This is a genomic window from Qipengyuania citrea, assembly GCF_024171405.1.
Classification (GTDB): Bacteria; Pseudomonadota; Alphaproteobacteria; order Sphingomonadales; family Sphingomonadaceae; genus Qipengyuania; species Qipengyuania profunda.
Genome location: NZ_JALJZT010000002.1, coordinates 651,095 through 676,392, shown reverse-complemented (window position 1 = coordinate 676,392; position 25,298 = coordinate 651,095). Strand labels below are relative to the sequence as shown.

Sequence of the window (25,298 nt, the reverse complement as noted above, 5' to 3'; positions counted from 1 at the left end):
ATCCCGCATGAATGATACCGCTTCTGCGCCGCTCCAGCAGGATGGCGTGCCTCCCGTAACCGAGCAGGGTGGCCACGGCCACGGCGGCTCGCGCACTGCGTTGGCGGTGGGGGCGATCGGTGTCGTCTTCGGCGATATCGGGACCAGCCCGCTCTATGCTTTTCGCGAAACGTTCGCCGGGGCCGCGAGCATCGCTATCGACCGCCTGCATGTGCTTGGTGTGGTCAGCCTGATTTTCTGGTCGATGCTGGTCGTCGTGGCGATCCAGTATGTCACCATCCTGATGCGTGCGGACAATAAGGGGCAGGGCGGCAGCCTTGCGCTGGTCGCCTTGCTCAGCCGCCATATCGGCAAGTCGAGCTATGGCTGGCTGGTCGTGCTGCTGGGGGTCTTCGCAACCTCGCTGTTCTACGGCGACAGCATGATCACGCCGGCCATCTCGGTCCTGTCCGCGGTCGAGGGCCTGACGGTGGTCGACCAGCGGCTCAATCCGCTGGTGATCCCCATCGCGCTGGTGCTGCTGGTGTGCCTGTTCCTGCTGCAAAGCCGCGGTACGGCCAAGGTCGGCGCGCTGTTTGCGCCGGTGATGATCGTCTATTTCGTGACCATCGCGGGGCTCGGCCTCAACCAGATCATCCTCAATCCCGACATTCTGTGGGCGCTCAATCCCTATTATGCGGTAATGTTCTTTGTCACCGACGGTGCAGTGGCCTTTTTCGCGCTGGGGGCCGTGGTGCTCGCGGTGACCGGTTCGGAAGCGCTCTATTCGGACATGGGCCATTTCGGGCGCGGGCCGATGCGGCTGAGCTGGTTCGGCTTCGTCATGCCGTGCCTGCTGCTCAACTATTTCGGACAGGGCGCAATGATCGCCGGCCTGCCGCCCGAACAGGCCGCCGAAGTGGTGCGCAATCCCTTCTTCTTGCTGGCGGGCGAGGAATGGCGCCTGCCGCTGGTCATCCTCGCCACGGTTGCGACCTTTATCGCCAGCCAGGCGGTGATCTCGGGTGCGTTCAGCATTACCCACCAGGCGATGCAGCTGGGCTTCATGCCGCGCCTGTCGATCCGTCACACCAGCGAGACCGCGGCGGGACAGATCTACATTCCGGTGGTCAATTGGTCGCTGATGGTGGCGGTCATCCTGCTGGTGCTGACCTTCCAGACATCCTCCAATCTCGCGGCGGCTTACGGCATCGCGGTGACCGGGGCGGTGACGATCGACACGCTGCTGATGGGCGTGCTGTTCGTCGGCGTGTGGAAATGGAAATGGTTCATTGCGCTACCGGTGGTGGCGTTCTTCCTGATCGTCGACGGGGCCTACTTCGCCGCAAATCTGGCCAAGGTGCCCGACGGCGGCTGGTTCCCGCTGGTGGTCGGTCTCGTCGCCTTTACGCTGCTCACCACCTGGGCGCGCGGGCGCAAGCTGATGCGCGACCGGATGAGCGAGACCGCGCTGCCGATCGAGATTTTCGCCAAGAGCGCGAAGAATTCCGCGACGCGTGTACCCGGCACGGCGATCTTCATGGCCAGCCAGACTGCGGGCGTGCCCAGCGCGCTGCTGCACAATATCAAGCACAACAAGGTGCTGCACGAACGCGTGGTGATCCTCACCGTGCTGATCGCGGACGCGCCCTATGTCGACACCACCGAGAGGTGCGAGATCCATGACCTTGGTGACGGCTTCTACCGGGCGACGCTGCATTACGGCTTCATGCAGGAAACCAACGTCCCGCAGGGGCTGAAGGAAATGTCCCGCTGCGGCGGCGAATTCGACATGATGCACACCAGCTTCTTCCTCAGCCGCCAGACGCTGCTCGCCAGCGACAAGCCGGGCATGCCGATCTGGCGCGAGAAGATTTTCGCCTGGATGCTGCGCAACGCCGCGACCGCGATGGATTTCTTCCGCCTGCCGACCAACCGCGTGGTCGAACTCGGGAGCCAGGTCGAGATTTAGGACCGGCTTGGAGGGCCTGAAGGCGGCCCCTCTGTGCTACTGGGTTGAACCGTGCAGTTACGCAGTCGGCGGTTCGTCTTTCACCACCTCGTCACGGTCTTCCAGCGCCAGGCCGTGTTTCATCAGCATGGGGAGCTGGGTGAAGGTGAACAGGAAGCTGAGCGGCATGAATACCCATAGCTTCGCCCACAGCCAGCTTTCGAAGTCCAGTTGCATCCGCAGGACTTCGTTCAGCGCGGCCATGAAGAAGAAGAACATGCCCCAATTGCGGGACAGCTTGAGCCAGCCCTCGCGGTCGAGGCCTTCGAAGGCTGCCTCGAGCAGGATCTGCAGCAGCGCCTTGCCGCGGAGCCAGCCGCCGATCAGCAGCACGGCGAACAACAGGTAGATCGCCGTCGGCTTGATCTGGATGAACCTTTCGTCCTGCAGCCAGATCGTCAGCCCGCCAAAGCCGACGATCAGCGCGGTCGAGAGGATCAGCATGGGGCTCACATGGCCGAATTTGAACTTGCTGAAGACCAGCGCCACTACGGCCGCGATCATGAAGGCGATCGTGCCGTAGATGACCGCCGCGATCTCGCCGAAGGTCGAGGTTTCGGGTGGCTGGTAGAACTTGTAGACGCCGAGGAAAACCAGCAGCGGCCCATAATCGACGAGAATGTTGAGCCAGCCCGTCTTGGGTTTCGGCTTGGCCGCGGTGTTGCTGTCGGTCTCGCTCATCATTCTCTCAGTCAGTCGTTACGTGCAGCGCAATCGCGCGGAAATATCGGGTTCACCTTCGCCTGCTCACAATGACGATGGGCTGAACTAGGCGACCCCCGCGATCACGCGCGCCACGAGGTCGGGATCGAACGGGCGCAGGTCGTCGATCTTCTCGCCCACGCCGATCGCATGGATCGGCAGGCCGTATTGTTCGGCCGCCTGGACCAGCACCCCGCCGCGCGCGGTGCCATCGAGCTTGGTCATCACCAGGCCGGTGACGCCCGCGACTTCCTTGAACACGTCGATCTGGTTGAGCGCGTTCTGGCCATTGGTGGCGTCGAGCACGAGCACCACGTCATGCGGGGCCTCGGGATTGAGACGGCCGAGCACCTTCCGGATCTTGGCCAGCTCATCCATGAGCTCGCGCTTGTTCTGCAGCCGTCCGGCGGTGTCGACGATCAGAACATCGGTGCCGATCTCGGTCGCCTTCTTGACCGCGTCGAACACGATACTCGCCGGATCGCCGCCTTCGGGGCCACGCACGATGGGAACGCCCACGCGGTCGGCCCAGGTCGCCAGCTGGCCGATGGCAGCGGCGCGGAAGGTATCGCCTGCCGCCAGCATGACCGCGTAGTCGTCTTCCTGGAACAGATGCGCGAGCTTGGCGATGGTGGTGGTCTTGCCGCTGCCGTTGACGCCGATCACCAGCAGGACCTGCGGGCGCGGGAAAGCGGTAATCTCGAGCGGTTTCGCCACCGGGCGCAGGATCGCGGCGATTTCCTCGGCAACGGCTTCTTTCAGCTCGCGCTCGGTTATCTCCAGCCCGAAGCGTTTTTCGGTCAGCTTGGTCCGGATCCGCGCGGCTGCCGCCGGGCCGAGGTCCGACAGGATCAGCGCATCCTCGACATCGTCGAGCGTCGCATCGTCGAGTTTTGCCGTGCCGACGACTTCGGTGAGGTTGCTCGTCAGTTTCTCGGAAGTCTTGCGAAAGCCCCCGAACAGCCGGTCGCTCCAGCTCGATGTGTCATTCATTGCAGCAGGCCATTCTCGATTTGCGTCGGCGTCACGGAGACAATCGCCCCGGCGGGTGTGCCTTCGGGCACGGCCACACGGGCGAAATGCGGGGTGTAGCCCGTCGTATCGCGCTCGGCGAGAACACTGTGCGGCTTATCGACGAGCGACGCGAGCCAGGCGTCGCGGGTTGCCTTGGCACGGGTGCGCAATTCGGCGGCGCGGCGTTTGACGGTTTCGCGTTCGACCTGCGGCATCCGCGCGGCGGGCGTGCCGGGGCGGGGCGAATAGGGAAAGATATGCCCGTGGACGATCTGCAACTCCTCGATGATCGCGAGGTTGGCCGCGTGATGCTCCTCGGTCTCGGTCGGGAAGCCCGCAATGAGGTCTGCGCCGATGGCGATATCGGGGCGGCGCTCTTTCAGCCGGGATACAAGCGCAATCGCATCGCCGCGCAGATGCCGCCGCTTCATGCGCTTGAGGATCAGGTCGTGCCCATGTTGAAGCGAGAGGTGCAGATGTGGCATCAGTCGCTCCTCGCCCGCGAAGAGATCGAACAGCAGCGGGTCGATCTCGATCCCGTCGAGCGAGGACATGCGCAGGCGACCCAACTCGGGGAAGCGGTCGAGCACCGCGCGGACCAGCTCGCCCAGCGGCGGCGTATCGGGCAGATCATGGCCCCACGAGGTCACATCGACGCCGGTCAGGACCACTTCGGGGGCGCCATGGTCGAGATGGCGTTCGACCTCGGCCAGCACCTGCGCGATGGTCAGCGATCGGCTGGGCCCGCGGCCTTGCGGAATGACGCAGAAGGTACAGGCATGGTCGCAGCCATTCTGTACCGCGATGAAGGCGCGGGTGCGATCCTGCGGAATGGCGGGCGCTTCCGCGGGGACGTTCCAGGCGCGCGCATCGAGCTTGGCGGTGTTAGCGACGAGACCGTCGACCTCGGGCATAGCGGCAAGCTGGTCGCGCTCGATATCGGCGGCGCAGCCGGTCACCAGCAGCCGCGCATCGGGATGGGCGCGCCGCGCGCGGCGGATCGCCTGCCGGGTCTGGCGCACCGCCTCGCTGGTCACTGCGCAGCTATTGATCACCACCAGGTCGCGTTCCTGCGCCAGCATCGCGCGGATCTGTTCGCTTTCGGAAATGTTCAACCGGCAGCCGAGCGAGATAACCTGCGCCTCGCTCACGCGAAATCGTCCCATTCGAAGCTGCCGCGATAGGCCTCCGCTGCGGGGCCGGTCATGCGGATGCGATTGTCGTCGCCCCAAGCAATAACGAGGTCGCCGCCGGGCAGGGTGACGGTCACTTCGCGTTCGGCCAGCCCGCGCCGCATGGCATGCACGGCGGTCGCGCAAGCACCCGTTCCGCAGGCGCGCGTGATCCCGGCACCGCGCTCCCAGACGCGCAGGCGGATATGCTGGCGGTCGAGGATTGTCGCGACATTGACGTTCACGCGCTCGGGAAACAACGGATCGGTTTCGATTTGCGGGCCGAAAGTTTCGAGCGGTACCGCGTCGGTGTCTTCGACAAAGAAAATCACATGCGGATTGCCGACATTGACCGCGCCGGGTTGGTCGAGGGTCTCCCAGCCGACCGGCATGACGGCGGTGTCCATGCCATAGGCAAGCGGGATCGCCTCCCAGTCGAAGCGCGGTTCGCCCATGTCGACGCTGGCCCCAGTGCCGCTGGGTTCGACCGCGATCACGCCGCCCGCTGTTTCCACCCTGGCGCCAGCGCCATGGAGCAGCGCGACTGCGCGGCTGGCATTGCCGCAGGCGCCGACCTCGGTGCCGTCCTGATTGAAGATGCGCATGCGGAAGTCGGCGGATTTGCTCGGCTCAAGCAGGATCAGCTGGTCGCAGCCGATCCCGGTGCGGCGGTCGGCCAATGCGCGGGCAACGGGCGCGTCAATCGCGGGGAGGGTACGCGTGCGGGCGTCGAGCACGACGAAGTCGTTACCCAGTCCATGCATCTTGATGAAATCGACACGCATCGTGCGGCGCATCTATGCACTCGCCGCCGCAGCGTCCAGTGCCGTGTCAGCCGGCGCGCTTGCTACCCTGCGCGGTGAAATCGACCTCGGTGACATTGTCGAGCTTGTCCTTGGCGAGCAGGTCCTGCCGGCTCAGCCGTTCGAGGACCAGCCCAGCGGGTTCGGGACGACCATAGTGATAGCCCTGGCCCTTCATCTTGCCCATTCGCTTGAGCGCTTCGAGCACGACTTCGTTCTCGATCCCTTCGGCGGTCACGGGCAACTTGAGTCCGTCGCTCATCGCGAGGATCGCATCGACCAGCTTTTCTCCATGTTCTTCCTGTTTGAGCTCGGAAATGAAGGTGCGGTCGATTTTGAGGCGGTCGAACGGCAGGCTGCGCAGCTGCGACAGGCTCGAATAGCCCGTGCCGAAGTCGTCGAGACTGACCCCGACGCCCTGGTTGCGCAGGCTGCTGATCATCGAGCGGACCATGCCGACATTTTCGTGCAGGCAGCTTTCGGTGATCTCGATATCCAGCCGATTGGCAGGGAAATTGTGCCGCACGAGCAGCTTGAGCAGTTTCTGGGCGAACCACGGATCGCGCATCTGCACAGGCGAGATATTGACCGCCAGGGTGAGCTGCGAATCCCACTCCTTGGCGTCTTCGAAAGCGCGCGCGATCAGCGCTTCGCTCATTTCGCCAATGACGCCGATTTCCTCGGCGATCGGAATAAAGATATCAGGGCCGACGACGCCCATTTCGGGCGATTCCCACCGGGCGAGCATTTCGAAGCCAACCAGCTTGCCCGATTCAAGATCGACCTGCTGTTCGTAATAGGGGCGGAACTCGCCATTGGCGATGCCCTTGCGGATGCCCGCTTCGAGCTCGTTGCGAAAGCGCAGCTCGTTTTCCATCGGCGGTTCGAACCAGTAGAAGCGGTTCTTGCCCTGCTTCTTGGCGTGATACATCGCGATATCCGCCTTGTGCATCAGCTTCTGTGCCGACGTCGTGCCGTGGCGCATGTCTTCGATCTGCGTGCTCGAGGCGATGCCGATCGACATGGTCACATCGACCGGCGAATCCCCGTAGGGAACCGGCCGCGCGACCTGTTCGATCATCCGCGTGGCAAGCTGGTCGACCCGATCGGGGACCTGCGGGTGATAGGGCACGACGCAGACGAATTCGTCACCGCCAAGCCGCGCCAGGATCCCGCCATCGGGCAGCAGGCGCTGGATGCGCGCTGCGGTCGTGCGCAGAACTTCGTCGCCGGCCTGGTGGCCGTGAAGGTCGTTGACCTGTTTGAAATTGTCGAGATCGACGGCAATTGCCGCCAGTGCCTGTTCGCGCCGCTCAAGATCGTTGAGCAGGTCGCCCAGCGCGGTGGTGAAGCTGCGACGGTTATGGCAGCCGGTCAGATGGTCGAGATCGGCCAGACGGCGCGCTTCTTCCTCGGATGCGCGGCGGGTGTCCAATTCGTCGGACAGCGCCTTGTAGCGCTGCCAGCCGAGCAGGATCAGCGCGATATTGAGCAGCAGGGCATTGGTTAATGCGGTGTCCGGCGACGCCTCCTTGCCGGTCCATGCCTTGATCAGGTCAGGAAGGACGACGCCCGCCGTCCCCACGAACAGGATAATCGCCGCAAAGGCGATCCCGAGAGTGACGAAATCACGTTCGCGAGGCGCAGGTTTCCTGCCCGCTTGCGTGCGTCGATCCTCATGTGTCTTGGCAGTTTTCGCGGTCAAGCCCGCCCCCTGAGTTGTGGCTGCAGGGCTTGCTTAGGCAAGGCCGCCTAAAAACAGGTTAACCGGGGACTGCGGTGGGTGGTCACTGCGGGCTGCACGCGCTACCCGCTGCGAACCCGAGCAAAATTGACGGAGCAGGTTCCCCGATGCGTTACTGGCTGTTGAAATCCGAACCCTTCAAATATGGCTGGGACGATCTCATCGCCGAGAAGGAAGGTACGTGGGACGGGGTGCGCAACCACCGGGCCAAGAACAATCTCGCGGCGATGGAAGTAGGCGACCAGGCGTTCTTCTACCATTCGCGCGAAGGGCTCGAGATCGTCGGTATCTGCGAAGTCAGCGTGGCGGGAATTACCGACCCGACCGATCCCGAAGGCAAATGGGCCGCGGTGAAGGTCAAGCCGAAAACCAAGCTGCCGCATCCGGTCACGCTCAAGCAGATCAAGGCCGAACCCAAGCTGGCGGATTGCGAACTGGTCCGGCTCTCGCGCCTGTCGGTGGCCGAAATCAAGCCCGACGAATGGTCGGTGATCTGCGCGATGGCGGGGATATAGACCCCCGCTGCGCTAGCGGCCGCGCAGGCCGCTGATACTGGCGCCGCTGGCGGCGAGTTGTTCGATATCGATGGTGCAGTGGATCAGCCGCACGCCGCCGCGGCCCTGCGCCTCGACCAGCGCGTGCTTGAACTCCTCGGTCGTTCCCGCCCGCGCCGACCAGCCGCCGAAGGCTTCGGCGAGCGCGGCGAAGTCGGGATTGGCAAGGCGGGTGGCACTGATCCGTTCCTCGCCGGGAAATTCGCGTTCCTGGTGCATGCGGATCGTGCCGTAAGCCGAATTGTCGACCACGATGACCAGCAGGTTGGCGCCATGCTGGACCGCGGTGGCCAGTTCCTGCCCGTTCATCAGGAAGTCGCCATCGCCTGCCACCGCGACCACGGTGCGTTGCGGATACCGCATCGCCGCCGCGACCGCCGCGGGCACCCCGTAACCCATCGCGCCGCAGGTGGGGGCGAGCTGGGTCGGAAAGCCCTCGTAGCGCCAGTAGCGATGCCACCAGCCGGCAAAATTGCCCGCGCCGTTGCAGATGATCGTGTCGGCGGGCAGCGTGTCGCGCATGAACTGGACCGCCTGCCCCATGTCCAGCGCATGGTCGTTGGGGTGCGCAGTCGCCCAGTCTTCCCACTCGGCATGCGCCGCGGCCCCTGCATCAAAGTCGATCGTTTCGCCGTCATCCCAAAGCGCGGCGCTTTCTGCGAATTCGTCCATGCTGGCGCAGATGGCCAGATCGGCGGGGTAGACGCGGTTGAGTTCGTTTGCATCGGGGTGGACGTGAACCAGCTTGCGCTCGGGCGCGGTCAGCGGCGGGACGGTGTAGCCATCGGTGGTCGCTTCCCCGAGCCGCGCACCGATCGCGAGGATCAGGTCGGCCTGTTTGACGCGTTCGACCAGCGCGGGGTTGGGGCCGTAGCCGAGATTGCCAGCATAGACCGCGCTTGCGGGTGAAATCGCGTCCTGCCGGCGGAAAGCCGTCGCCACCGGAATGCCGAGCCGCTCGGCGAAGAGCTGGAAATGCGCGCGGGCCTTGGCGTTCCAGCCCGCGCCCCCGATGATCGCCACGGGCGCCGCGGCATCGGCAATCAGCGCCATCAGCGCCTGCATCGCATCGGGGCAGGGCGCCTGGGCCGGACGTTCGACCCGCGGGCGAGGCATCGCGGCGGTGTCCCGGCTGAGCATGTCTTCGGGCAGGGCCAGCACGACCGGGCCGGGCCGCCCCGAGATCGCGGTGGCATAGGCGCGCGCGATGTATTCGGGGATCCGCTCGGCGGAATCGATCCGCGCCGCCCATTTGGCGATCGGTCCGAAGAACGCCGCGAAATCGACTTCCTGGAAGCCTTCGCGGTCGCGCATCTCGCTGTCGACATCGCCGACGAAGAGGATCATCGGCTGCGAATCCTGCATCGCGACATGCACGCCGATGCTGGCATTGGTCGCCCCCGGACCGCGCGTGACGAAGGCGACGCCGGGGCGGCCCGTCATCGCGCCATCGGCGCAGGCCATGAAGGAGACGCCGCCTTCTTGCCGGCAGGTTACCACGTCGATCGCGTCCTGTTGGCCGAGACCATCGAGCACCTGGAGGAAGCTCTCCCCCGGCACGGTGAAGACGCGGTCGCACCCCTGTTCGACAAGGCAATCGACGAGCAATCGGGCGGCGGGCGGGGTGTTGGGCGCTTGCATGATAGCGCCGGTTAGCCCGCCTGATGCAGCGGCGCAATTGCGACCTCGATCGTCGATCTGCACGCGCGCCGTTCCAGTCGGGGACAGTTGGGCCAAAAGCGGTTCCAAAAGGTTAAGAAAGCGTTAACAAGGGCCTATGCGACGCGCCCTGGTCCTCTCGAGTGAAGCCGCCCGCCACTGGTTCCGGGCAAGCCTGCCGCAGCGACGTGCGGCTTTCGCCGATCTCCCCGCGAGCAGGACGGTCGACTGGCGTCTGACCCGCGACGATGTCCGCGGGGTCGCAACGACCTATTTCGCCACGCTCGCCGCGGTGTTCGCCTTTATCGTGTAGCGCTTAGGCGCCGGCAGCAACGGCTTCGGCGGCCGCGTGGTTCTCCGCCGCGATCAGTCTGCGTGCAAGCCATGCGGAAACCAGGCACATCGCTGCGCAGAGCAGGATCTGTTCGGTAATCGGCACCCCGATCGCGCTCATGCCCATCGCCACGAGCGACCCGCCCACCATCGCGCCCGAATTGACGATATTGTTCGCCGCGATCGTGCGCGAGGCCTTGTCGGGCGAAACGCGCGTGGTGAGGAAGGCGTAGAGCGGCACCACGAACATTCCGCCAGCGACCGAGATTCCCAGCAGGCACAGCAGCAGCACCGCCGCCATCGGCCAGGCGATAAATTCGTTCACCCCCAGCAGGCTGGTCGGCTGGTCCGCTTCCCACAGCTTCGCCACGACGTAGAAGGCGACCACGAACACCCCCATCGCGATCACCGATCCGGGTGCAAACCGCGCCGAGACGCGCCCCTTGAGCAGCGCATTGACCGCCACCGATCCGATCGCCACGCCGACCGAGAAGACGACCAGGAACAGGCTGGCGACTTCGGGGCTGGCCATGATGGTGTTCTTGGCCAGCGGCGGGAACTGGATGAACAGCACCGCGCCGATGGTCCAGAAGAAGCTGATCGCGAGGATCGCGTAATAGACCTCCGGATTGTGCATCGTGTCGCGCACCAGCTTCGCCGAGGCGCGCAGGATGTGCCAGTCGAGCTTCTCGATCTCGCCCATGGGCGGGGCGGGGGGCACCTGGCGGCTGACGAAATAGCCGATGCAGGCGGTCACGATAATGCCGATCGCGGCCCAGCCGGTATGCTCCACCGCCAGCGGTCCGGCGAGGATCGTACCCGCCAGAATGGCGATATAGGTCCCGGCCTCGACCAGGCCGGTCCCCGCGAGCACCTCTTCCTTTTTGAGGTGCTGCGGTAGGATCGCGTATTTGATCGGCCCGAGGAAGGTCGATTGCACCCCGGTCAGGAACAGCGCGAGCAGCAGCAGCGGGATCGCCACTGTCTCCACCATGATGCCCTGCCACGCCATGTAGAGGCCGGCCGCGCCGATCATCATCAGCCCGATCTCGCACAGCTTGACCGTGCGGATGATCTTCGCCTTGTCGCGCATGTCGGCGAGCTGGCCCGCCAGCGCGGACAGGATGAAGAACGGCAGGATGAACAGCGCCGAGGCGAGCCCGCTGAACCCCGCCTCGGTCGTCTCGTCATTATAGACCGCGTAAACGACGAACAGGACCATGGTGGTCTTGTAGAGATTGTCGTTGAAGGCGTTGAACAGCTGCGTGACGAACAGCGGCAGGAACCGCCGGCGCCGCAGCAAATGCGTGGATGTAAGCATGACCCCCCGGGCAGAAACCCATTTGTGGCCCAAGTCTAGTGCCATCGCGGTGGCGGACAAGGGCACACAGCGGCTTTTGCGACGGGACGATTGCCGCTAGGGCTGGCGCCACGATGCTGACGCTACCCAACATGCTGACACTGTCGCGTATTTTCGCGATTCCGCTGCTCGCTTGGTTCCTGTGGTGGCCAGGCTGGGAAACCGGCTTCCTGCTCGCCTTCGGCCTCTACTGCCTGATGGGCATCACCGATTACTTCGACGGCTATCTGGCGCGCACCAGCGGGACGGTGTCGAAACTGGGCATCTTCCTCGATCCGATCGCGGACAAGATCATGGTCGCGGCGGTGATCCTCGTGCTCGCCGCGCAGGGCGTGCTTCGCGGGCCCTATGTCGGCGACATGCATGTCGTGGCCGGGCTGATCATCCTGATGCGCGAGATCGCCGTGTCGGGCCTGCGCGAGTTTCTCGGGCCGCTGCAGGTGTCGGTTCCGGTGAGCCGGCTGGCCAAGTGGAAGACGACCTTCCAGATGGTCGCGCTGGGGGCGCTGATCCTCGGCCAGGGCCTGCCGCAATGGACCATGATGATCGGCGCCGTCGAAGCGAATATCCCGCACACGGTGGGCCTCGCCACGCTGTGGGCGGCAGCCGTGCTGACGCTGATCACCGGCTGGGATTACCTGCGCGTCGGCCTCAAGCACATGGATTAGGATTCGCCCTCGGCCACTGTGTAGACATGGACCGGGTGTTACACGGTCCATGCGCAAAAAACGCGGGGGTGCGAAAGGGGCGGGATCGGGCTGGTTCGACGGCGAGAAAGAGCGCGCGGGGTTTTAGCGCGGGCGCTCGCTGTAGGAAATATCCGAGACGGAGTGGGGAGGAGACCGGCGTGTTTTGGCGGACGAACCTGCTGGACCATACACACTGCGCGTGACCCGAATATGCAGCTCGCTCGTAACGGAATATTGGGGGTCAGTCTGGTTGCGGGTTTCTGTCTGACATCGGCAAACCCTTCGCCATGTGGTCATACATTTCGCCGGAGCAACATGACCACGATCTAGCAAACTTCATTGCTATTCTGGGCGCCCGACATCACTTCGACAGCATGATCACTATCATCTTCGATAAAAACCTAATGCGAGCGCCAGCGATGGAGGAATTCCTAGCGATGGACCGGAGTCATTCGGTCGCGTTCTCGGATTGGACGATCATCGAAATGCAAAAGAAGAATGCGCTGACGACCTCGCGAGAGTCATTGACGATTGCTGCCAAGTTCCCAAACCAAGTGTTCGCGTTACGGCCTATTGGCGACATTCTCGACGACGAGGTCCGAAGCAAGGACGATGCGGTAAAGTTGATCGACTACGCCGAGAGTGTGAGGCTGGGTCAGCTGGCTGCCGATCTTAGGCGTGTTCCTCCGCCAGAGCATCTTGGGCCGATGATGCAGGAGGCCGAAACATACGCGAGCACTATGATCGAACGCCTGCGTAACGAAGTCGCTGACTGGGAGGATGCGCTTGTGGGCGCAGCAGGTGAGTTCACTCGCGAGGAACGGCGAGCAATCGCCACGAAACAAAAGGTGTCCGATGCAACGAAACGGAAGGCGGTGGCCTTGCTACTGGAGGCCACGCGTAACTTCATGATCGATAACCAGCAGAAACAAGGCGAAAAGGCGTTGGCGGTTAAGGATGCGATGAGCATGTTCGCATTCCGCTACTCGCTATGCGTCCTCATCCATACGCTAGCATGGATTGGAGAAGGCGCTGGTCGAGGCAAAAAGCTGGAGAGGCGGGTGAACGATGCCATCGATCTGCAGGTTGCGGCTGTCGGCACTTACTTCGAAGGGGCATTCAGTGGTGACAAGCAAGTTCGCGATGTTTCGTTCGTCGCCCGAACACTGCTGCGGCAGTGGGGCGCATACGTGGGTGACGACTGGCAGCACCCCGATTTGGTTGGACGGAGCTAGGCGATAGCGACTTGGCGCTATGGACCCTCGCTGGCATAGTTCGCTTGCCGCGTGAATGCGATCTAAGAAACATTACCACTGCGAAGCGAGCACTGTGACGTGGATAGCATCATTTGCTTGGATTGATCTTCAAAAGGCTTCGATACAGCCTCTAGCAAGTTGAGCGAGGATTAAATGCCGCTAACCAAACGCTGGGCTGGAAGAATTTTCGGCACAAATACTGGAAACATCTTCATTAAACTTGAAGGTGAGGACGATGCGCTCACTGGAACCCTTCGAATAAGCGAGCCCGGCGTTGTCGCCGTGTATTCTGTCGAGGGTACGTTTGACGCGCCGACGTTGAAACTTACCGGGACACCTACAGCAGAAATCGATGGTGTGACGCTGGGAAATTTGACCGCGACCGGGACGCTAAATGCTCGCGGCGAAATTCGAGGCGACTGGGAGACCCAAATCGGGACCGGAGGGACTTTCCACATATTCCCTCACAATTTTGACGACGACACTTACGAAAAATCCGGGCCTGAACAGCTCCACACTGCTCGACACAATTTCGGTGCAATCGAGATTGATCGAGATGGGATCGTCGATCTCGCAGAGAGCCTACAATCCGACTTTCCAAGTGTTGTCGTATCGGTGAATACGGGAACGGAACAAGCTCGCTACCTCGACACCTTCAAGGACCAGGAATGGAAGGCGACAACGGCAACGCTCGTGAGGATTTTCGCGCAGAAGCAGGACGCGGCCGGGTTCAATCAGTCCGTCACCATTGAGTTCGGGCCGCAGATCAATTGGGCGATGACCCAGGGGAATGACGAAGCATGGGTGCTAGGCAAGCTAGAGACGATAAAGCGCAGCGTTGAGCCGTATGGACGCACCTATGTGACGACATATGCGCGCTGGGGAATCAGCCTTAACCAGTTCCTTCTGCTCACTGCACTGGTACTCTTGCCTAGCTTCGAAACTCTTCGAGACCGAGGTATTTTTATGGGAACCGGCCTTGCCTTGTTGCTTGGCATCAACTGGCTACACTCCAAGTTTCTCCCATTCGCTGCGATCCACCTCAAAGAGAAGGAGGAGGGGTGGATCAGCAAGTTAGGACCGTCGACCATATCTTGGGCCAGCGGCATCTTGGCGACGGTTATCGGCACCCTTGTAGGCGCATATCTACTTGGCGTTCTCGATCTCGACGGAAAAAACGCCGACATTCCGCAGATCGAGGCACCGACCATTAAAACGACTCCAACGGTGGCGATCGACCAGCAAGAGGTAGAGTAATCAGGGTGCGGCCCGGGCCCTATCGTGTGTCCGACCTGATCGACTGCGACACGTGCGCCTACAAGCGTCTTCTCGCGTGACCGTTTGAGGGCAGCTTCCCCGCAGAGGTCGCAGTGAGTGGTATGACCGGAGCGAGGAGCAAAGCCGACAAGGTCCGTGCAAGTTTTCTTTGATTACAATTGGATAGAAGCCGTCCCTAGCTGCCTAACCAGCCCGCAATTCCTCGGCCAGCAGTTCGAAATCCGCGCGCCTTGGCGAGTTCTTGCGCCAGATCAGCGCGATTTCGCGGGTGGCGTTCTTCGATTTGAGAGGGCGGGCGACCACGTCGGTCCCGTTGAGGATCCCCGCATCGACCGCCATCTTGGGCAGCATGGTCAGGCCGAGGTCGTTATCGACCATCTGCACCAGCGTATGCAGGCTGGTGCCGATCATCGTCGCGCTGGCGCGCATTTCGGGCCGGTTGCACGCGGCCAGCGCGTGGTCCTTCAGGCAGTGGCCGTCTTCGAGCAGCAGCAGCCGCCCCTCGTCGATCATGCTCGGGGGCACGAATTCGGGCGGGTCGCGCGGATCGTCCTTGGGGAAGGCGACGTAGAGTTCGTCGTGCGCGATATGCGCCTTTTCCACCTCGCCGGTGGTGAAGGGCAGCGCGAGCAGCACGCAATCGACGCGGCCGTGCTGGAGCGATTCGACCGCATCATGGCTGGTTTCCTCGCGCAGCAGCAGTTCGAGGTCGGGCCGTTCGCGGCGCAGGCGCGGGAGGAAGCGCGGCAGCAGGAACGGTGCGATCGTGGGAATTACGCTCATCCGCAGCTGGCCCGCCAGCGGCTTGCCCGCCGCCTGCACCAGATCGGCCAGTTCCTCCGCCTCGCGCAGAATGCGGTGCGCCTTGTCGACCACCTGGTTGCCCAGTGCCGTGAAGCGCACCACACGGCGGCTGCGCTCGACTAGCGTCACGCCGAGCAGCGATTCAAGCTCGCGAATGCCCGCCGACAGCGTCGATTGCGACACGAAGCTGGCATCCGCCGCGCGCCCGAAATGGCCGTGCTCGTGGAGCGCGACGAGATACTGGAGCTGCTTGAGCGTGGGAAGATAAGTGGACATTTCTAACCCATATCCGTCATTGCGAGGAGCTGCAGGCGACGCGGTAATCCAGTAAACCCGGCGCTGGATTGCCGCGCGGCTGCGCCGCTCGCAATGACTGTTTGCGTTCTATTCCGCTGCCTGCGCTTCGACCATGCCGGCGTGCAGTTCATCGACATGGGTCATCAGCAGGCGGCCGTCCTTGACCGCGAAAGCCAGCCGGCCTTCGACCAGTTCGAGCGCATCCTTGCCGAAGACGTCGTAGCGCCAGCCGGTAAGGATCTTGAGGTCGCGCGCGCCCGCGGCGAGGGCTTCCATCTCGTCGGCCTTGGTCAGCAGGCGCGACGCGACGTCGATCTCGCGCGCGCGGATCTTGAGCAGCAGCTTGAGCAGATCGGCGACCAGTGCGCCTTCCTTGCCCAGCGGCGCACCGCGCTTGGGCTTGTCGGGCATTTCCTCTTTCGGCAGCGGTTCGGCCTTGTCGAGCACCTTGAGAAGCCGTTTGCCGATGTCGTTGTCCTTCCACGCATTCGACAGGCCGCGGACCTTGATCAGGTCGGGCTGTTTCTTGGGCGGGTGGCTGGCGATATCGGCCAGCGTCTCGTCGCGCATGATGCGCCCGCGCGGGATGTTCTTGTGCTGCGCCTCGCTCTCGCGCCATGCGGCCAGCGCCTTGAGCCGCCCAAGCACTGCGGGGTTGCGCCCGGGCGAGCGGATGCGCTTCCACGCGAGATCGGCATCATTGGCGTAATTCGCCGGATCGGCGAGCTTTTCCATTTCGGCATCGAGCCACACGCCGCGGCCGGTCTTCATCAGCTTCTTGAGGATGCGCGGGAAGATGTCCGCCAGATGGGTGACATCGCCGATCGCATATTCGATCTGCCGCTCGGTCAGCGGACGGCGGCCCCAGTCGGTAAACCGCGCACCCTTGTCGATCGTCAGGCCCAGCCAGCTTTCGACCAGATTGGCATAGCCGATCTGTTCGCTCTGGCTGATCGCCATCATCGCGATCTGCGTATCGAAGATCGGCTGCGGGGTCTTGCCGGTGAAATTATAGACGATCTCGACGTCCTGCCCGCCGGCGTGGAAGACCTTGAGCACCTCGTCATTGTCGCACATCAGGTCCCACAGCGGGGTGAGGTCGATGCCGGGCGCGAGCGGGTCGATCGCCGCGGCCTCTTCCTCATTGCCGATCTGCACCAGGCACAGCTCGGGCCAATAGGTGTTCTCGCGCATGAATTCGGTATCGACGCAGACGAAATCGCTTTTCGCCAGTCGCTCGCACAATTCGGCCAGCGGTGCAGTCTCGGTAATAAGCTCGTGTATTTTCATCGTATCTTTTCGTTTCTGTCGGGCGGAGTGCCGCCCCCGGGCCGGGGCCCATCGAGTTGCGGGCTTGCCCCGCAGGTTCAGGCTAGCGCGTCTGGCGCGGCCCGCAATCGTTCGGCGGCAACTATACACCGTCGCGATGCGCGCCGCTTTAGACCTGCCGCAAGTCCGGTCAAGCTGGTCTTAACGCTTGGGTGCCATGGTGCACCCCATGTCCCGCATGGAATTCCAGCATGCTTTCGATGCCGTCGCAGCCACGCCCGGCTTCGACCGCGCGCCGCTGTGGGGGGCCTATCCCGAAGCCGCGCACCTGCTTTCGCACAGGCTCGACATCGAACCGTGCTTCGACTGGTCGCGGCTGGCCGATACCATCGCGGCAGCCGATCGCGCGCTGATCGAGATACGCGAAGATACGCCGCAGCAGCGCTTCCGCGTATTGCCCGAATACCCGGCGGATCTGCGGCCGCTGGTGCACGGTCTCCACGGCGCGAAGCGCTGGATCATGCTGCGCGAGCTGGACAAATGGCCCGATTTCGCGCCGCTCGTGGCCGATATCCTGCAGGCTATCACGCCGGTGGTCGAAACGCGTACCGGCGCGATCGTCAAACCCACTGCGTTCCTGTTCATCAGTTCACCGGGGCTCGTCACCCCGCTGCATTTCGATCCGGAATACAATATCCTGTTCCAGATCAGCGGCCGCAAACGGTTCACAATCCTGCCGCCATCCTGCGGCCTGCCGTCCCGGTCGGACAATGAACGTTTCCACCGCAGCGGCGCCAATCTGCTCGAATGGCGGCCCGAACTGGCAGCGCAGGGCTGGCCCTTCGACCTTGCCCCGGGCGATGCGCTCCACGTTCCCTTCAAGGCCCCGCACACGGTCACGGTCGGGACCGAACCGTCGATCTCGCTCTCGGTAACCTGGCGTTCGCACAGCAGCCTGATGCAGGACGATGCCTGGGCCATGAACGGCCTGCTCGCGCGCTGCGGGGTGAGGGCGCCCGAGCCGGGGGTGCGCCCGTGGGTGCGCGCCGGCACGCTGCGCGCCTTGCGCCGGGCGCGACTCGCCTAGCCTGGACCCAGAGAAATCTTGACAAAACGGCCCTTGGTGGCTGTTAGGGGCGCGCTCTCGTGCGGCGCCCGGATGCGCGCGCGGTTCCAACCAATCTCCGGCAGAAAGATCGAGCTTTAGATGCACGCCTATCGTACCCATACCTGCGCCGCGCTCACCAAGGACAATGTCGGCGAAACCGTTCGCCTGTCGGGCTGGGTGCATAACAAGCGCGATCATGGCGGCGTGCTGTTCGTCGATCTGCGCGACCATTACGGCATCACCCAGATCGTCGCCGACGAAGACAGCGAGGCGCTGCCGGTTCTCGACAAGCTCAAGCTGGAATCGGTCGTCACCATCGATGGCGTGGTCAAGGCGCGCGCCGATGCCGCGGTGAACCCGAACCTGCCGACCGGCGGGATCGAGGTCTTCGCCCGCGCGGTCACCGTGCAGAGCCGCGCGGACGATCTTCCGCTGATCGTCAACTCGGCCGAGGATTATCCGGAAGAGACGCGCCTCAAATACCGCTTCATCGACCTGCGGCGCGAGCGCGTGCATGCCAACATCATGCTGCGCAACAAGGTCATCACCTCGCTGCGCCGCCGGATGACCGACCAGGGCTTCAGCGAGTTCCAGACGCCGATCCTCGGCGCTTCCAGCCCCGAAGGCGCGCGCGACTACCTCGTGCCCAGCCGCCTGCACCCGGGCCGCTTTTACGCGCTTCCGCAGGCGCCGCAGATGTTCAAGCAGCTGCTGATGGTCGCCGGCTTCGACCGCTATTTCCAGATCGCGCCGTGTTTCCGCGATGAAGACCTGCGCGCCGATCGCAGCCCCGAGTTCTACCAGCTCGACTTCGAAATGAGCTTCGTCACGCAGGAAGACGTTTTCCAGGCGATCGAACCCGTGCTGGCGGGCGTGTTCGAGGAATTCTCGGGCGGCAAGAGCGTGACCCCCGCGGGCGAATTCCCGCGCATCCCCTATGCCGAAGCGATGCTCAAATACGGCAGCGACAAGCCCGACCTGCGCAACCCGCTGATCATCAGCGATGTCACCAGCCATTTCGAGCAGAGCGGATTCGGCCTGTTCGAGAAGATCGTCGGCGGTGGCGGCCGCGTGCGCGTGATCCCCGCACCGAACACGCATGAGAAAAGCCGCAAGTTCTTCGACGAGATGAACGACTGGGCGCGCCGCGAAGGTTTCGCGGGCCTTGGCTATGTCACCCGCAAGGGCGGCGAATTCGGCGGTCCGATCGCCAAGAACCACGGCACCGAAGGCATGGAAAAGCTCTATGCCGAGCTGGGGCTGGGCGAGAACGATGGCCTGTTCTTTGCCGCGGGCAAGGAAAAGGACGCCGCCAAGCTGGCTGGCGCCGCGCGCACCCGCGTGGCCGAGGAACTCGGCCTGATCGAGGAAGGCTGCTTCAAATTCTGCTGGATCGTCGATTTCCCGATGTTCGAATATGACGAAGAACAGAAGAAAATCGATTTCAGCCACAACCCCTTCTCGATGCCGCAGGGCGAGATGGAAGCGCTGGAAACCAAGGACCCGCTCGATATCCTCGCGTGGCAGTACGACATCGTCTGCAATGGCTACGAGCTGTCCTCGGGCGCAATCCGGAACCACCGCCCCGACATAATGTACAAGGCGTTCGAACTGGCCGGTTACAGCCAGGCCGATGTCGACGAGAACTTCAGCGGCATGATCGAGGCGTTCAAGCTGGGTGCCCCGCCGCATGGCGGTTCGGCCCCGGGGATCGACCGCATCGTGATGCTGCTAGCCGACGAGCCGAACATTCGCGAAGTGATTGCCTTCCCGCTCAACCAGAAGGCGCAGGACCTGATGATGGGCGCGCCCAATCTCGTCAGCCCGCGCCAGCTGCGCGACGTGCATGTCCGGACCGTGGAAGCGCCGAAGCCTGACAATAGCTGACCGATTTGTTCATGACAGCGTCACCGCGCTGACCTAGACCTTCCCTCGGAGAAACGGGGGATGGAATGCGGACATATTCACTGTTGGCGATAGCGGGGTTGGCACTGGCCAGCCCGGATATCGCGCTGGCCGAGGTGCTGACCGTCGAAGGTGTCTACCCGGCGCGCACGGCCGGTGCGGTCGAGGTCGAGGAAATCACGGTCGAACGCTTCGGCGGCGATGTCGGCGAACAGCTCGCCATTGCGATCACCGACCGGTTGGAGGATGTCCGGCTGGATTCGCAGCCCTATTTCACGATCAAGTCGGCGACGGGCGGCGGTAACACCTACCATATCTACGGTGCGGCTGGCGCGGCGCCCGAGGAGGCCTTCAGCGGTCCGGTAGGAGCCACGCTGCGGGGCACCGCAAGCGGCGAGGTTTCGGAAGTCCGCGACGGGTCGGAGAAACGCACCCGCTGCGTGCGCCGCGACGATAACAAGAAATGCATCGAGGAAACGGTCGATGTGTTCCGCTGTCGCAAGATGACCGTTCGCTTCTCTCCTTCGCTGCGACTCATCGCGCGTGAAGGCGGGACGCTCTACGCGGCGGACGACGACCTGGTGCAATCGCAGCGCTATTGCGCGAACGACAAGTCCGAGCCTTCGCCCGCGCGCATGATGGATTCGATGGTGGACGAGTTTGCCCAGCGCGTACGCTATGACCTTGCTCCCGAATTCAGGCGCGAGGATGTGCGCATCATGGAAAGCCGCAAGGGCCTGGCGAACGCCGATTCCAGCGCGTTCAGGGAGACGGTCCGGCTGACCAAGTCCGATCAGGCGGTATCCTGCGTCCAGTTCGAAGCGATGCTGGCCTCCTATCCCGATCACGCGTCGCTCCTGTTCAATGCGGGACTATGCGCCGAACGCGATGGCCGGCTGGAAGAAGCGGCGGATCTGTACCAGCGCACGCGGATGACGGCCGACGGGCGGGCCTATGCGCAAGCCGGTATCGACCGCGTGGCGAGCCGGATGCGCGCCGAACGCCAGCTCGACCGCCGCTATCCGCCGGGATAAGCTGGGCGCGGTTGGCGTTTGGTAGGGAAATCGCTTTATTATGCTGCTGTCGCGAGCCCCTTGCGCTTGCCAGCGGCGTTCATTAGGGCGACAGGCAATTCACAAACCCCCAATCTGAGAGGGACACAAATGAGCGATACTGCCGACCGCGTGCAGAAAATTGTCGTCGAGCACCTCGGCGTCGAGGCCGACAAGGTCACCCAGGAAGCCAGCTTCATCGACGATCTCGGTGCGGACAGTCTCGACATCGTCGAGCTGGTCATGGCCTTCGAAGAGGAATTCGGCGTGGAAATCCCCGACGATGCGGCTGAGAAGATCACCACCGTCGGCGACGCGACCAAGTATATCGAAGAGCACAAGGGCTAAGCCTCGCGCTTTTCGAATCCCGCACTATATGCGGGACCGGACAGGCCCGACCCCATAGCGGGCCGGGCCTGTTGTCTTATCTGCGGAGAATTACATGCGTCGTGTGGTCGTAACCGGACTTGGCCTCGTCACCCCCCTGGGCGGTGACGTGGAGACTTCATGGAAGAACCTGATCGCGGGCAAGAGCGGAGCCGCGCAAATCACGCGCTTCGACACCGAGGGGCAGAAATGCACCATCGCCTGCGAGGTGAAGCCCAAGGACCACGAGTTCGGCTTCGACCCCGACAAGCGCGTCGACCACAAGGTCCAGCGGCAGGTCGATCCGTTCATCATCTATGGCATCGATGCCGCGGGCCAGGCGCTTGAAGACGCCGGCCTCGACGAGATGGACGACGAACTCAAGCTGCGCACCGGCGTCTCGATCGGCTCGGGCATCGGCGGGCTGCCGGGGATCGAGAAAGAAAGCATCGTGCTGCACGAACGCGGCCCCGGCCGCGTGTCGCCGCACTTCGTCCACGGCCGGCTGATCAATCTCATCTCGGGTCAGGTCTCGATCAAATACGGGCTGATGGGCCCCAACCACGCGGTGGTGACGGCCTGTTCGACCGGGGCGCATTCGATCGGCGATGCCGCGCGGATGATCGCGCTCGACGATGCCGACGTCATGCTGGCGGGCGGCGCCGAAGGCACCATCAACCCGCTCGGCGTGGCCGGTTTCGCACAGGCGCGCGCGCTCAACATGAGCATGAACGACCGCCCCACCGAAGCCAGCCGTCCCTATGACAAGGACCGCGACGGTTTCGTGATGGGCGAGGGCGCGGGCGTGGTCGTGCTCGAGGAATATGAACACGCCAAGGCCCGCGGCGCGAAGATCTATGCCGAAGTGGTCGGCTATGGCCTGTCGGGCGATGCCTATCACGTCACTGCACCGCATCCCGAAGGCAAGGGCGCCGAACTGGCCATGCGCATGGCGCTCAAGAAGGCGGGCCTGACCGCGGCGGATATCGATTACGTCAATGCGCATGGCACATCGACCATGGCCGACACGATCGAACTGGGCGCGGTCAAGCGCGTGCTGGGCGACGATTTGGGCGGTGCATCGATGAGCAGCACCAAATCGGCCATCGGGCACCTTCTGGGCGGCGCCGGTGCGGTCGAGGCCATCTTCTGCATCCTCGCGATCCGCGACCAGATCGTCCCGCCCACGCTCAATCTCGACAATCCCGACGAGGGCACCGAAGGTGTCGACTTGGTCCCCAAGCAGGCCAAGCAGCGCGAAGTGAAGGCGGTGCTCAACAACAGCTTCGGGTTCGGCGGCACCAATGCATCGCTGATCCTCAAACAGGTCGATTGACGTGAAAAAGGCCGGGTGCCTCCTCGCAGGCGTCCTCGCGCTGGTTCTCGCCATCGGGGCGATCTGGTTCCTGTCGGGCTGGTGGGGCACCGCCGAGATCGACGAGGACACCAATTTCATCGTTCCGTCGGGGGCCAGCCTGACTTCGGTCGCCGACAAGCTCGGCGACGAAGGGCTGATCGCCAATCCCGAAGGCTTCCTGCTGCGCGCCAAGCTGTTCGGCTCATCGGACCCGATCATGGCGGGCGAATTCCTGCTCCCCGCCGGGGCGAGCAATGCGCAGATCCTCGACACTTTCCAGCATGGCGAGGTGATCCGGCGCTTCGTGACCATTCCCGAAGGCCTGCCCTCGGTACTGGTCCACGAACGGCTGATGGCCGAAGATCACCTGACCGGCGAAATCCCCGTCCCGGTCGAAGGCTCGGTGCTGCCCGATACCTATGATTTCGAGCGCGGCGAGGCGCGCAGCGCGGTGCTCGCGCGGATGCAGGCGGCGATGCAGAACTACCTCGCCGAAGCCTGGCCCAAGCGCGCGCCCGACATCGCGGTCGACAATGTGAAGGACGCGGTGATCCTCGCCTCGATCGTCGAGAAGGAAACCGGGGTCGCGCGCGAGCGCAGGATGGTCGCCGGGCTCTATTCCAACCGCGTGAAGGACGGCATGCTGCTGCAGGCCGACCCGACGATCATCTACCCGCTCACCAAGGGCAAACCGCTGGGGCGGCGCATCCGCCAGTCCGAAATCGCCGCGATCAACGATTACAACACCTATACCATGGTCGGCCTGCCCAAGGGGCCGATCACCAATCCCGGGCGTGAAGCGATCGCGGCGGTGCTGAACCCGGCGGAAACAAGCGCGCGCTACATGGTTGCCGATGGCACCGGGGGACATGCCTTTGCGGAGACACTGGAAGAGCATAACCGCAATGTCGCCGAATGGTTCGAGATCCGCCGCCGCCGCGGGGAAATGTGAGCGGGGCAGACGCCGCCCCGCTGATCGTCACCGCGCAATTGCCGCGCGACCTGCACGCCCGGTACACGGCGCTGCGAACCGAGCATTTCCCGCCCGAGCGCAACTACCTCGACGCGCATGTCACGCTGTTCCACGCGCTGCCGGCCATGTGCGAGGCGGAGGCCTGTACCTATCTCAAGCGCCTTGCGGGCGAGTTCGCGCCGGTTGCGGGCCAGGTCGAGGGGCTGTTGTCGCTCGGCGGCGGCACTGCGATCAAGCTGTCCAGCCTCGACATGCTCGCGCTGCGCGACATGATCGCCGAGCATTTTCGGGGCATGCTGACGCAGCAGGACCAGCACCGCCCGCGCTTGCACGTCACAATCCAGAACAAGGTCGCCGCCAAGGAGGCCAAGGCGCTGCAGGCGGCGCTGGCGGGGATGATCGAACCCCGTCGCTTCGCCTTTCGCGGCCTTGCGCTTTTTCGCTATCGCGGCGGGCCGTGGGAAGCGGTAAAGGAATTTGCATTCAGGGGCCGGAGCGCGGCATAAGAGCCGTGCTTTACGAGGGGACGGGGGATGGCTGAAATCGCCACTATCTTGGCTTATGCAGCGGCGTTGTTGGCGGTCGCGGCGATGGCAGCGACCACGATCAGGCAGCTGCGCTATGCGATGTTTGTCGCCGGGCTTGCCGCGCTGGCGCATTTTGCGCTGACCGACCAGCTTGGTTGGGCAATCATCGCCGCGGTCTTTTTGATCATCAACGGGATGCAGATATCGGTGCTGCGCCGCCGTGCGCGGCGCGGCGCGATGCTGGAAGAGGAAACCAGCCTGTTCCAGCGCCTGCTCGGTATCGAAGACGCCGGCCGCCAGCAGCGCCTGCGCGATCTGATGGAATGGCGCGATGTCGAAGCGGGCGCGGTGCTCATGAACCAGCACCAGCCCGACCCGCCGCTGATCTATGTGGCGCGCGGCGCAGCGCGGGTGGAGTGCGACGGCAAGGTCGTGGGCACCTGCGGCCCGGAGGAGTTTCTCGGCGAGATGAGCCTGGTGTCGGGCCAGACCGCCTCGGCCACGGTGGTGGTGACCGAACGCACCCGTGTGGCGACTTTCGACCGCGATGCGCTGGCGCATTATGCGCGCGCGGTGCCCGAGGTCGATACCGCGCTGACGCACGCGCTCAACCGCGGTCTGGCAGCCAAGGTCCGGCGCATGAACGAGGCGGCATCGCAAGCATCCGCAGAAAACGCGGACGAGGCGCATTTGCGCGGTTGACCGCAATCGCGGACCGCCCTAAATGCGCCGCCTGCCGAGGGGGCTATCGCCCCGGCATGCCTCTATGGGGCGGAGTAGCTCAGGTGGTTAGAGCAGCGGAATCATAATCCGCGTGTCGGGGGTTCAAGTCCCTCCTCCGCTACCAATTCGACTGGCATAGCCATGTGCAGCAGCGGCAGCTTTCGGCTGCTGCGCACGACCCATCTTAAAAATACTGCTCCGTGATCGGCGCCTGTCGTGGGCCTGTCCGGCCCCTTGCGCCAAACCATCCTGCGTGGCGCACGCTCGGGCGCGTGAACGCGTTTGTTGCAGGTGCGAACGGAACGGGGGGTGGTCGCTCCCGTTGTCTTGCTGAACCTTGCGGCGTGCAGCTGCGCCGGTCCC

Annotated in this window: 23 protein-coding genes and 1 tRNA gene; 15 read left to right on the top strand and 9 right to left on the bottom strand. The window is 63.7% G+C overall.

The window, feature by feature from the left end; all coding sequences use genetic code 11:
• Positions 1 to 7: 7 nt before the first annotated feature.
• Positions 8 to 1,951 (top strand): potassium transporter Kup, encoded by a 1,944-nt coding sequence (locus J2S32_RS04130; RefSeq protein ID WP_253516745.1) that lies wholly within the window; start codon positions 8 to 10, stop codon positions 1,949 to 1,951.
• Between the two features lie 57 nt (positions 1,952 to 2,008).
• Here the strand turns inward: J2S32_RS04130 and J2S32_RS04125 are convergent, their stop codons facing one another.
• The 5 genes from J2S32_RS04125 to J2S32_RS04105 all read right to left on the bottom strand — a co-directional run bounded on the left by J2S32_RS04125 (position 2,009) and on the right by J2S32_RS04105 (position 7,386).
• On the bottom strand, positions 2,009 to 2,671 hold the full coding sequence (locus J2S32_RS04125) for an inner membrane-spanning protein YciB (protein WP_253522931.1): 663 nt from the start codon (positions 2,669 to 2,671) through the stop codon (positions 2,009 to 2,011).
• An 87-nt stretch (positions 2,672 to 2,758) separates the two neighbouring features.
• On the bottom strand, positions 2,759 to 3,685 hold the full coding sequence (gene ftsY, locus J2S32_RS04120; protein WP_253516733.1) for a signal recognition particle-docking protein FtsY: 927 nt from the start codon (positions 3,683 to 3,685) through the stop codon (positions 2,759 to 2,761).
• On the bottom strand, positions 3,682 to 4,857 hold the full coding sequence (locus J2S32_RS04115; protein ID WP_253516730.1) for a MiaB/RimO family radical SAM methylthiotransferase: 1,176 nt from the start codon (positions 4,855 to 4,857) through the stop codon (positions 3,682 to 3,684). The genes ftsY and J2S32_RS04115 overlap by 4 nt, the downstream gene beginning before the upstream one ends.
• Positions 4,854 to 5,663, bottom strand: a complete 810-nt coding sequence (dapF, locus tag J2S32_RS04110) for a diaminopimelate epimerase (RefSeq protein WP_253516728.1) — start codon at positions 5,661 to 5,663, stop codon at positions 4,854 to 4,856. Before dapF ends, J2S32_RS04115 begins: the two co-directional genes overlap by 4 nt.
• A gap of 46 nt (positions 5,664 to 5,709) precedes the next feature.
• Positions 5,710 to 7,386, bottom strand: coding sequence for a putative bifunctional diguanylate cyclase/phosphodiesterase (locus J2S32_RS04105; RefSeq protein WP_253516718.1), 1,677 nt, complete (start codon positions 7,384 to 7,386; stop codon positions 5,710 to 5,712).
• A gap of 146 nt (positions 7,387 to 7,532) precedes the next feature.
• On the opposite strand from J2S32_RS04105, the gene J2S32_RS04100 reads away from it, so the two are divergent.
• The gene (locus J2S32_RS04100; RefSeq protein WP_253516715.1) at positions 7,533 to 7,940 is read left to right on the top strand and encodes an EVE domain-containing protein; all 408 of its coding nucleotides are present in this window, start codon (positions 7,533 to 7,535) and stop codon (positions 7,938 to 7,940) included.
• A 12-nt stretch (positions 7,941 to 7,952) separates the two neighbouring features.
• Here the strand turns inward: J2S32_RS04100 and J2S32_RS04095 are convergent, their stop codons facing one another.
• Positions 7,953 to 9,620: a thiamine pyrophosphate-binding protein gene (locus J2S32_RS04095; RefSeq protein WP_253516712.1), complete on the bottom strand. Its 1,668-nt coding sequence runs from the start codon at positions 9,618 to 9,620 to the stop codon at positions 7,953 to 7,955.
• Between the two features lie 136 nt (positions 9,621 to 9,756).
• Here J2S32_RS04095 and J2S32_RS04090 point away from each other — a divergent pair, with 136 nt between their 5' ends.
• Positions 9,757 to 9,951, top strand: a complete 195-nt coding sequence (locus J2S32_RS04090) for a hypothetical protein (protein ID WP_253516709.1) — start codon at positions 9,757 to 9,759, stop codon at positions 9,949 to 9,951.
• 3 nt (positions 9,952 to 9,954) lie between these two features.
• On the opposite strand, the gene J2S32_RS04085 is transcribed toward J2S32_RS04090, so the two are convergent.
• Positions 9,955 to 11,292, bottom strand: coding sequence for an MFS transporter (locus tag J2S32_RS04085; protein ID WP_253516704.1), 1,338 nt, complete (start codon positions 11,290 to 11,292; stop codon positions 9,955 to 9,957).
• Positions 11,293 to 11,405: 113 nt separating this feature from the next.
• On the opposite strand from J2S32_RS04085, the gene pgsA reads away from it, so the two are divergent.
• The 3 genes from pgsA to J2S32_RS04070 all read left to right on the top strand — a co-directional run bounded on the left by pgsA (position 11,406) and on the right by J2S32_RS04070 (position 14,533).
• The gene (gene pgsA / locus J2S32_RS04080) at positions 11,406 to 11,999 is read left to right on the top strand and encodes a CDP-diacylglycerol--glycerol-3-phosphate 3-phosphatidyltransferase (RefSeq protein ID WP_253516701.1); all 594 of its coding nucleotides are present in this window, start codon (positions 11,406 to 11,408) and stop codon (positions 11,997 to 11,999) included.
• Between the two features lie 395 nt (positions 12,000 to 12,394).
• Positions 12,395 to 13,255, top strand: a complete 861-nt coding sequence (locus J2S32_RS04075) for a hypothetical protein (RefSeq protein ID WP_253516699.1) — start codon at positions 12,395 to 12,397, stop codon at positions 13,253 to 13,255.
• 174 nt (positions 13,256 to 13,429) lie between these two features.
• The gene (locus J2S32_RS04070; protein ID WP_253516697.1) at positions 13,430 to 14,533 is read left to right on the top strand and encodes a hypothetical protein; all 1,104 of its coding nucleotides are present in this window, start codon (positions 13,430 to 13,432) and stop codon (positions 14,531 to 14,533) included.
• A 204-nt stretch (positions 14,534 to 14,737) separates the two neighbouring features.
• Here the strand turns inward: J2S32_RS04070 and J2S32_RS04065 are convergent, their stop codons facing one another.
• Both J2S32_RS04065 and rnd read right to left on the bottom strand, forming a co-directional pair.
• Complete coding sequence (locus tag J2S32_RS04065; protein WP_253516695.1) at positions 14,738 to 15,634, bottom strand: hydrogen peroxide-inducible genes activator; 897 nt, start codon at positions 15,632 to 15,634, stop codon at positions 14,738 to 14,740.
• A 108-nt stretch (positions 15,635 to 15,742) separates the two neighbouring features.
• Complete coding sequence (gene rnd / locus J2S32_RS04060; RefSeq protein ID WP_253516693.1) at positions 15,743 to 16,945, bottom strand: ribonuclease D; 1,203 nt, start codon at positions 16,943 to 16,945, stop codon at positions 15,743 to 15,745.
• A 208-nt stretch (positions 16,946 to 17,153) separates the two neighbouring features.
• Here rnd and J2S32_RS04055 point away from each other — a divergent pair, with 208 nt between their 5' ends.
• The 9 genes from J2S32_RS04055 to J2S32_RS04015 all read left to right on the top strand — a co-directional run bounded on the left by J2S32_RS04055 (position 17,154) and on the right by J2S32_RS04015 (position 25,059).
• Positions 17,154 to 18,011 (top strand): cupin-like domain-containing protein, encoded by an 858-nt coding sequence (locus J2S32_RS04055; protein WP_253516690.1) that lies wholly within the window; start codon positions 17,154 to 17,156, stop codon positions 18,009 to 18,011.
• A gap of 120 nt (positions 18,012 to 18,131) precedes the next feature.
• Entirely contained in the window at positions 18,132 to 19,919 is a 1,788-nt protein-coding gene (gene aspS / locus J2S32_RS04050) for an aspartate--tRNA ligase (protein WP_253516687.1), read from the top strand.
• Positions 19,920 to 19,984: 65 nt separating this feature from the next.
• Positions 19,985 to 20,971 (top strand): tetratricopeptide repeat protein, encoded by a 987-nt coding sequence (locus tag J2S32_RS04045; RefSeq protein ID WP_253516683.1) that lies wholly within the window; start codon positions 19,985 to 19,987, stop codon positions 20,969 to 20,971.
• A gap of 129 nt (positions 20,972 to 21,100) precedes the next feature.
• A complete protein-coding gene (locus J2S32_RS04040; protein WP_006834437.1) occupies positions 21,101 to 21,337 on the top strand; it encodes an acyl carrier protein in 237 nt (78 codons plus the stop codon).
• A 94-nt stretch (positions 21,338 to 21,431) separates the two neighbouring features.
• Positions 21,432 to 22,691 (top strand): beta-ketoacyl-ACP synthase II, encoded by a 1,260-nt coding sequence (fabF, locus tag J2S32_RS04035; protein ID WP_253516681.1) that lies wholly within the window; start codon positions 21,432 to 21,434, stop codon positions 22,689 to 22,691.
• A 1-nt stretch (position 22,692) separates the two neighbouring features.
• Positions 22,693 to 23,664 carry an endolytic transglycosylase MltG gene (gene mltG / locus J2S32_RS04030; protein ID WP_253516675.1) on the top strand — a complete coding sequence of 324 codons (972 nt, stop codon included), beginning with the start codon at positions 22,693 to 22,695 and terminating at the stop codon, positions 23,662 to 23,664.
• Positions 23,661 to 24,191, top strand: a complete 531-nt coding sequence (locus J2S32_RS04025; protein ID WP_253516672.1) for a 2'-5' RNA ligase family protein — start codon at positions 23,661 to 23,663, stop codon at positions 24,189 to 24,191. The genes mltG and J2S32_RS04025 overlap by 4 nt, the downstream gene beginning before the upstream one ends.
• A gap of 27 nt (positions 24,192 to 24,218) precedes the next feature.
• A complete protein-coding gene (locus J2S32_RS04020; RefSeq protein WP_253516660.1) occupies positions 24,219 to 24,914 on the top strand; it encodes a Crp/Fnr family transcriptional regulator in 696 nt (231 codons plus the stop codon).
• Between the two features lie 68 nt (positions 24,915 to 24,982).
• Positions 24,983 to 25,059, top strand: a tRNA-Met gene (locus tag J2S32_RS04015).
• Positions 25,060 to 25,298: the final 239 nt, after the last annotated feature.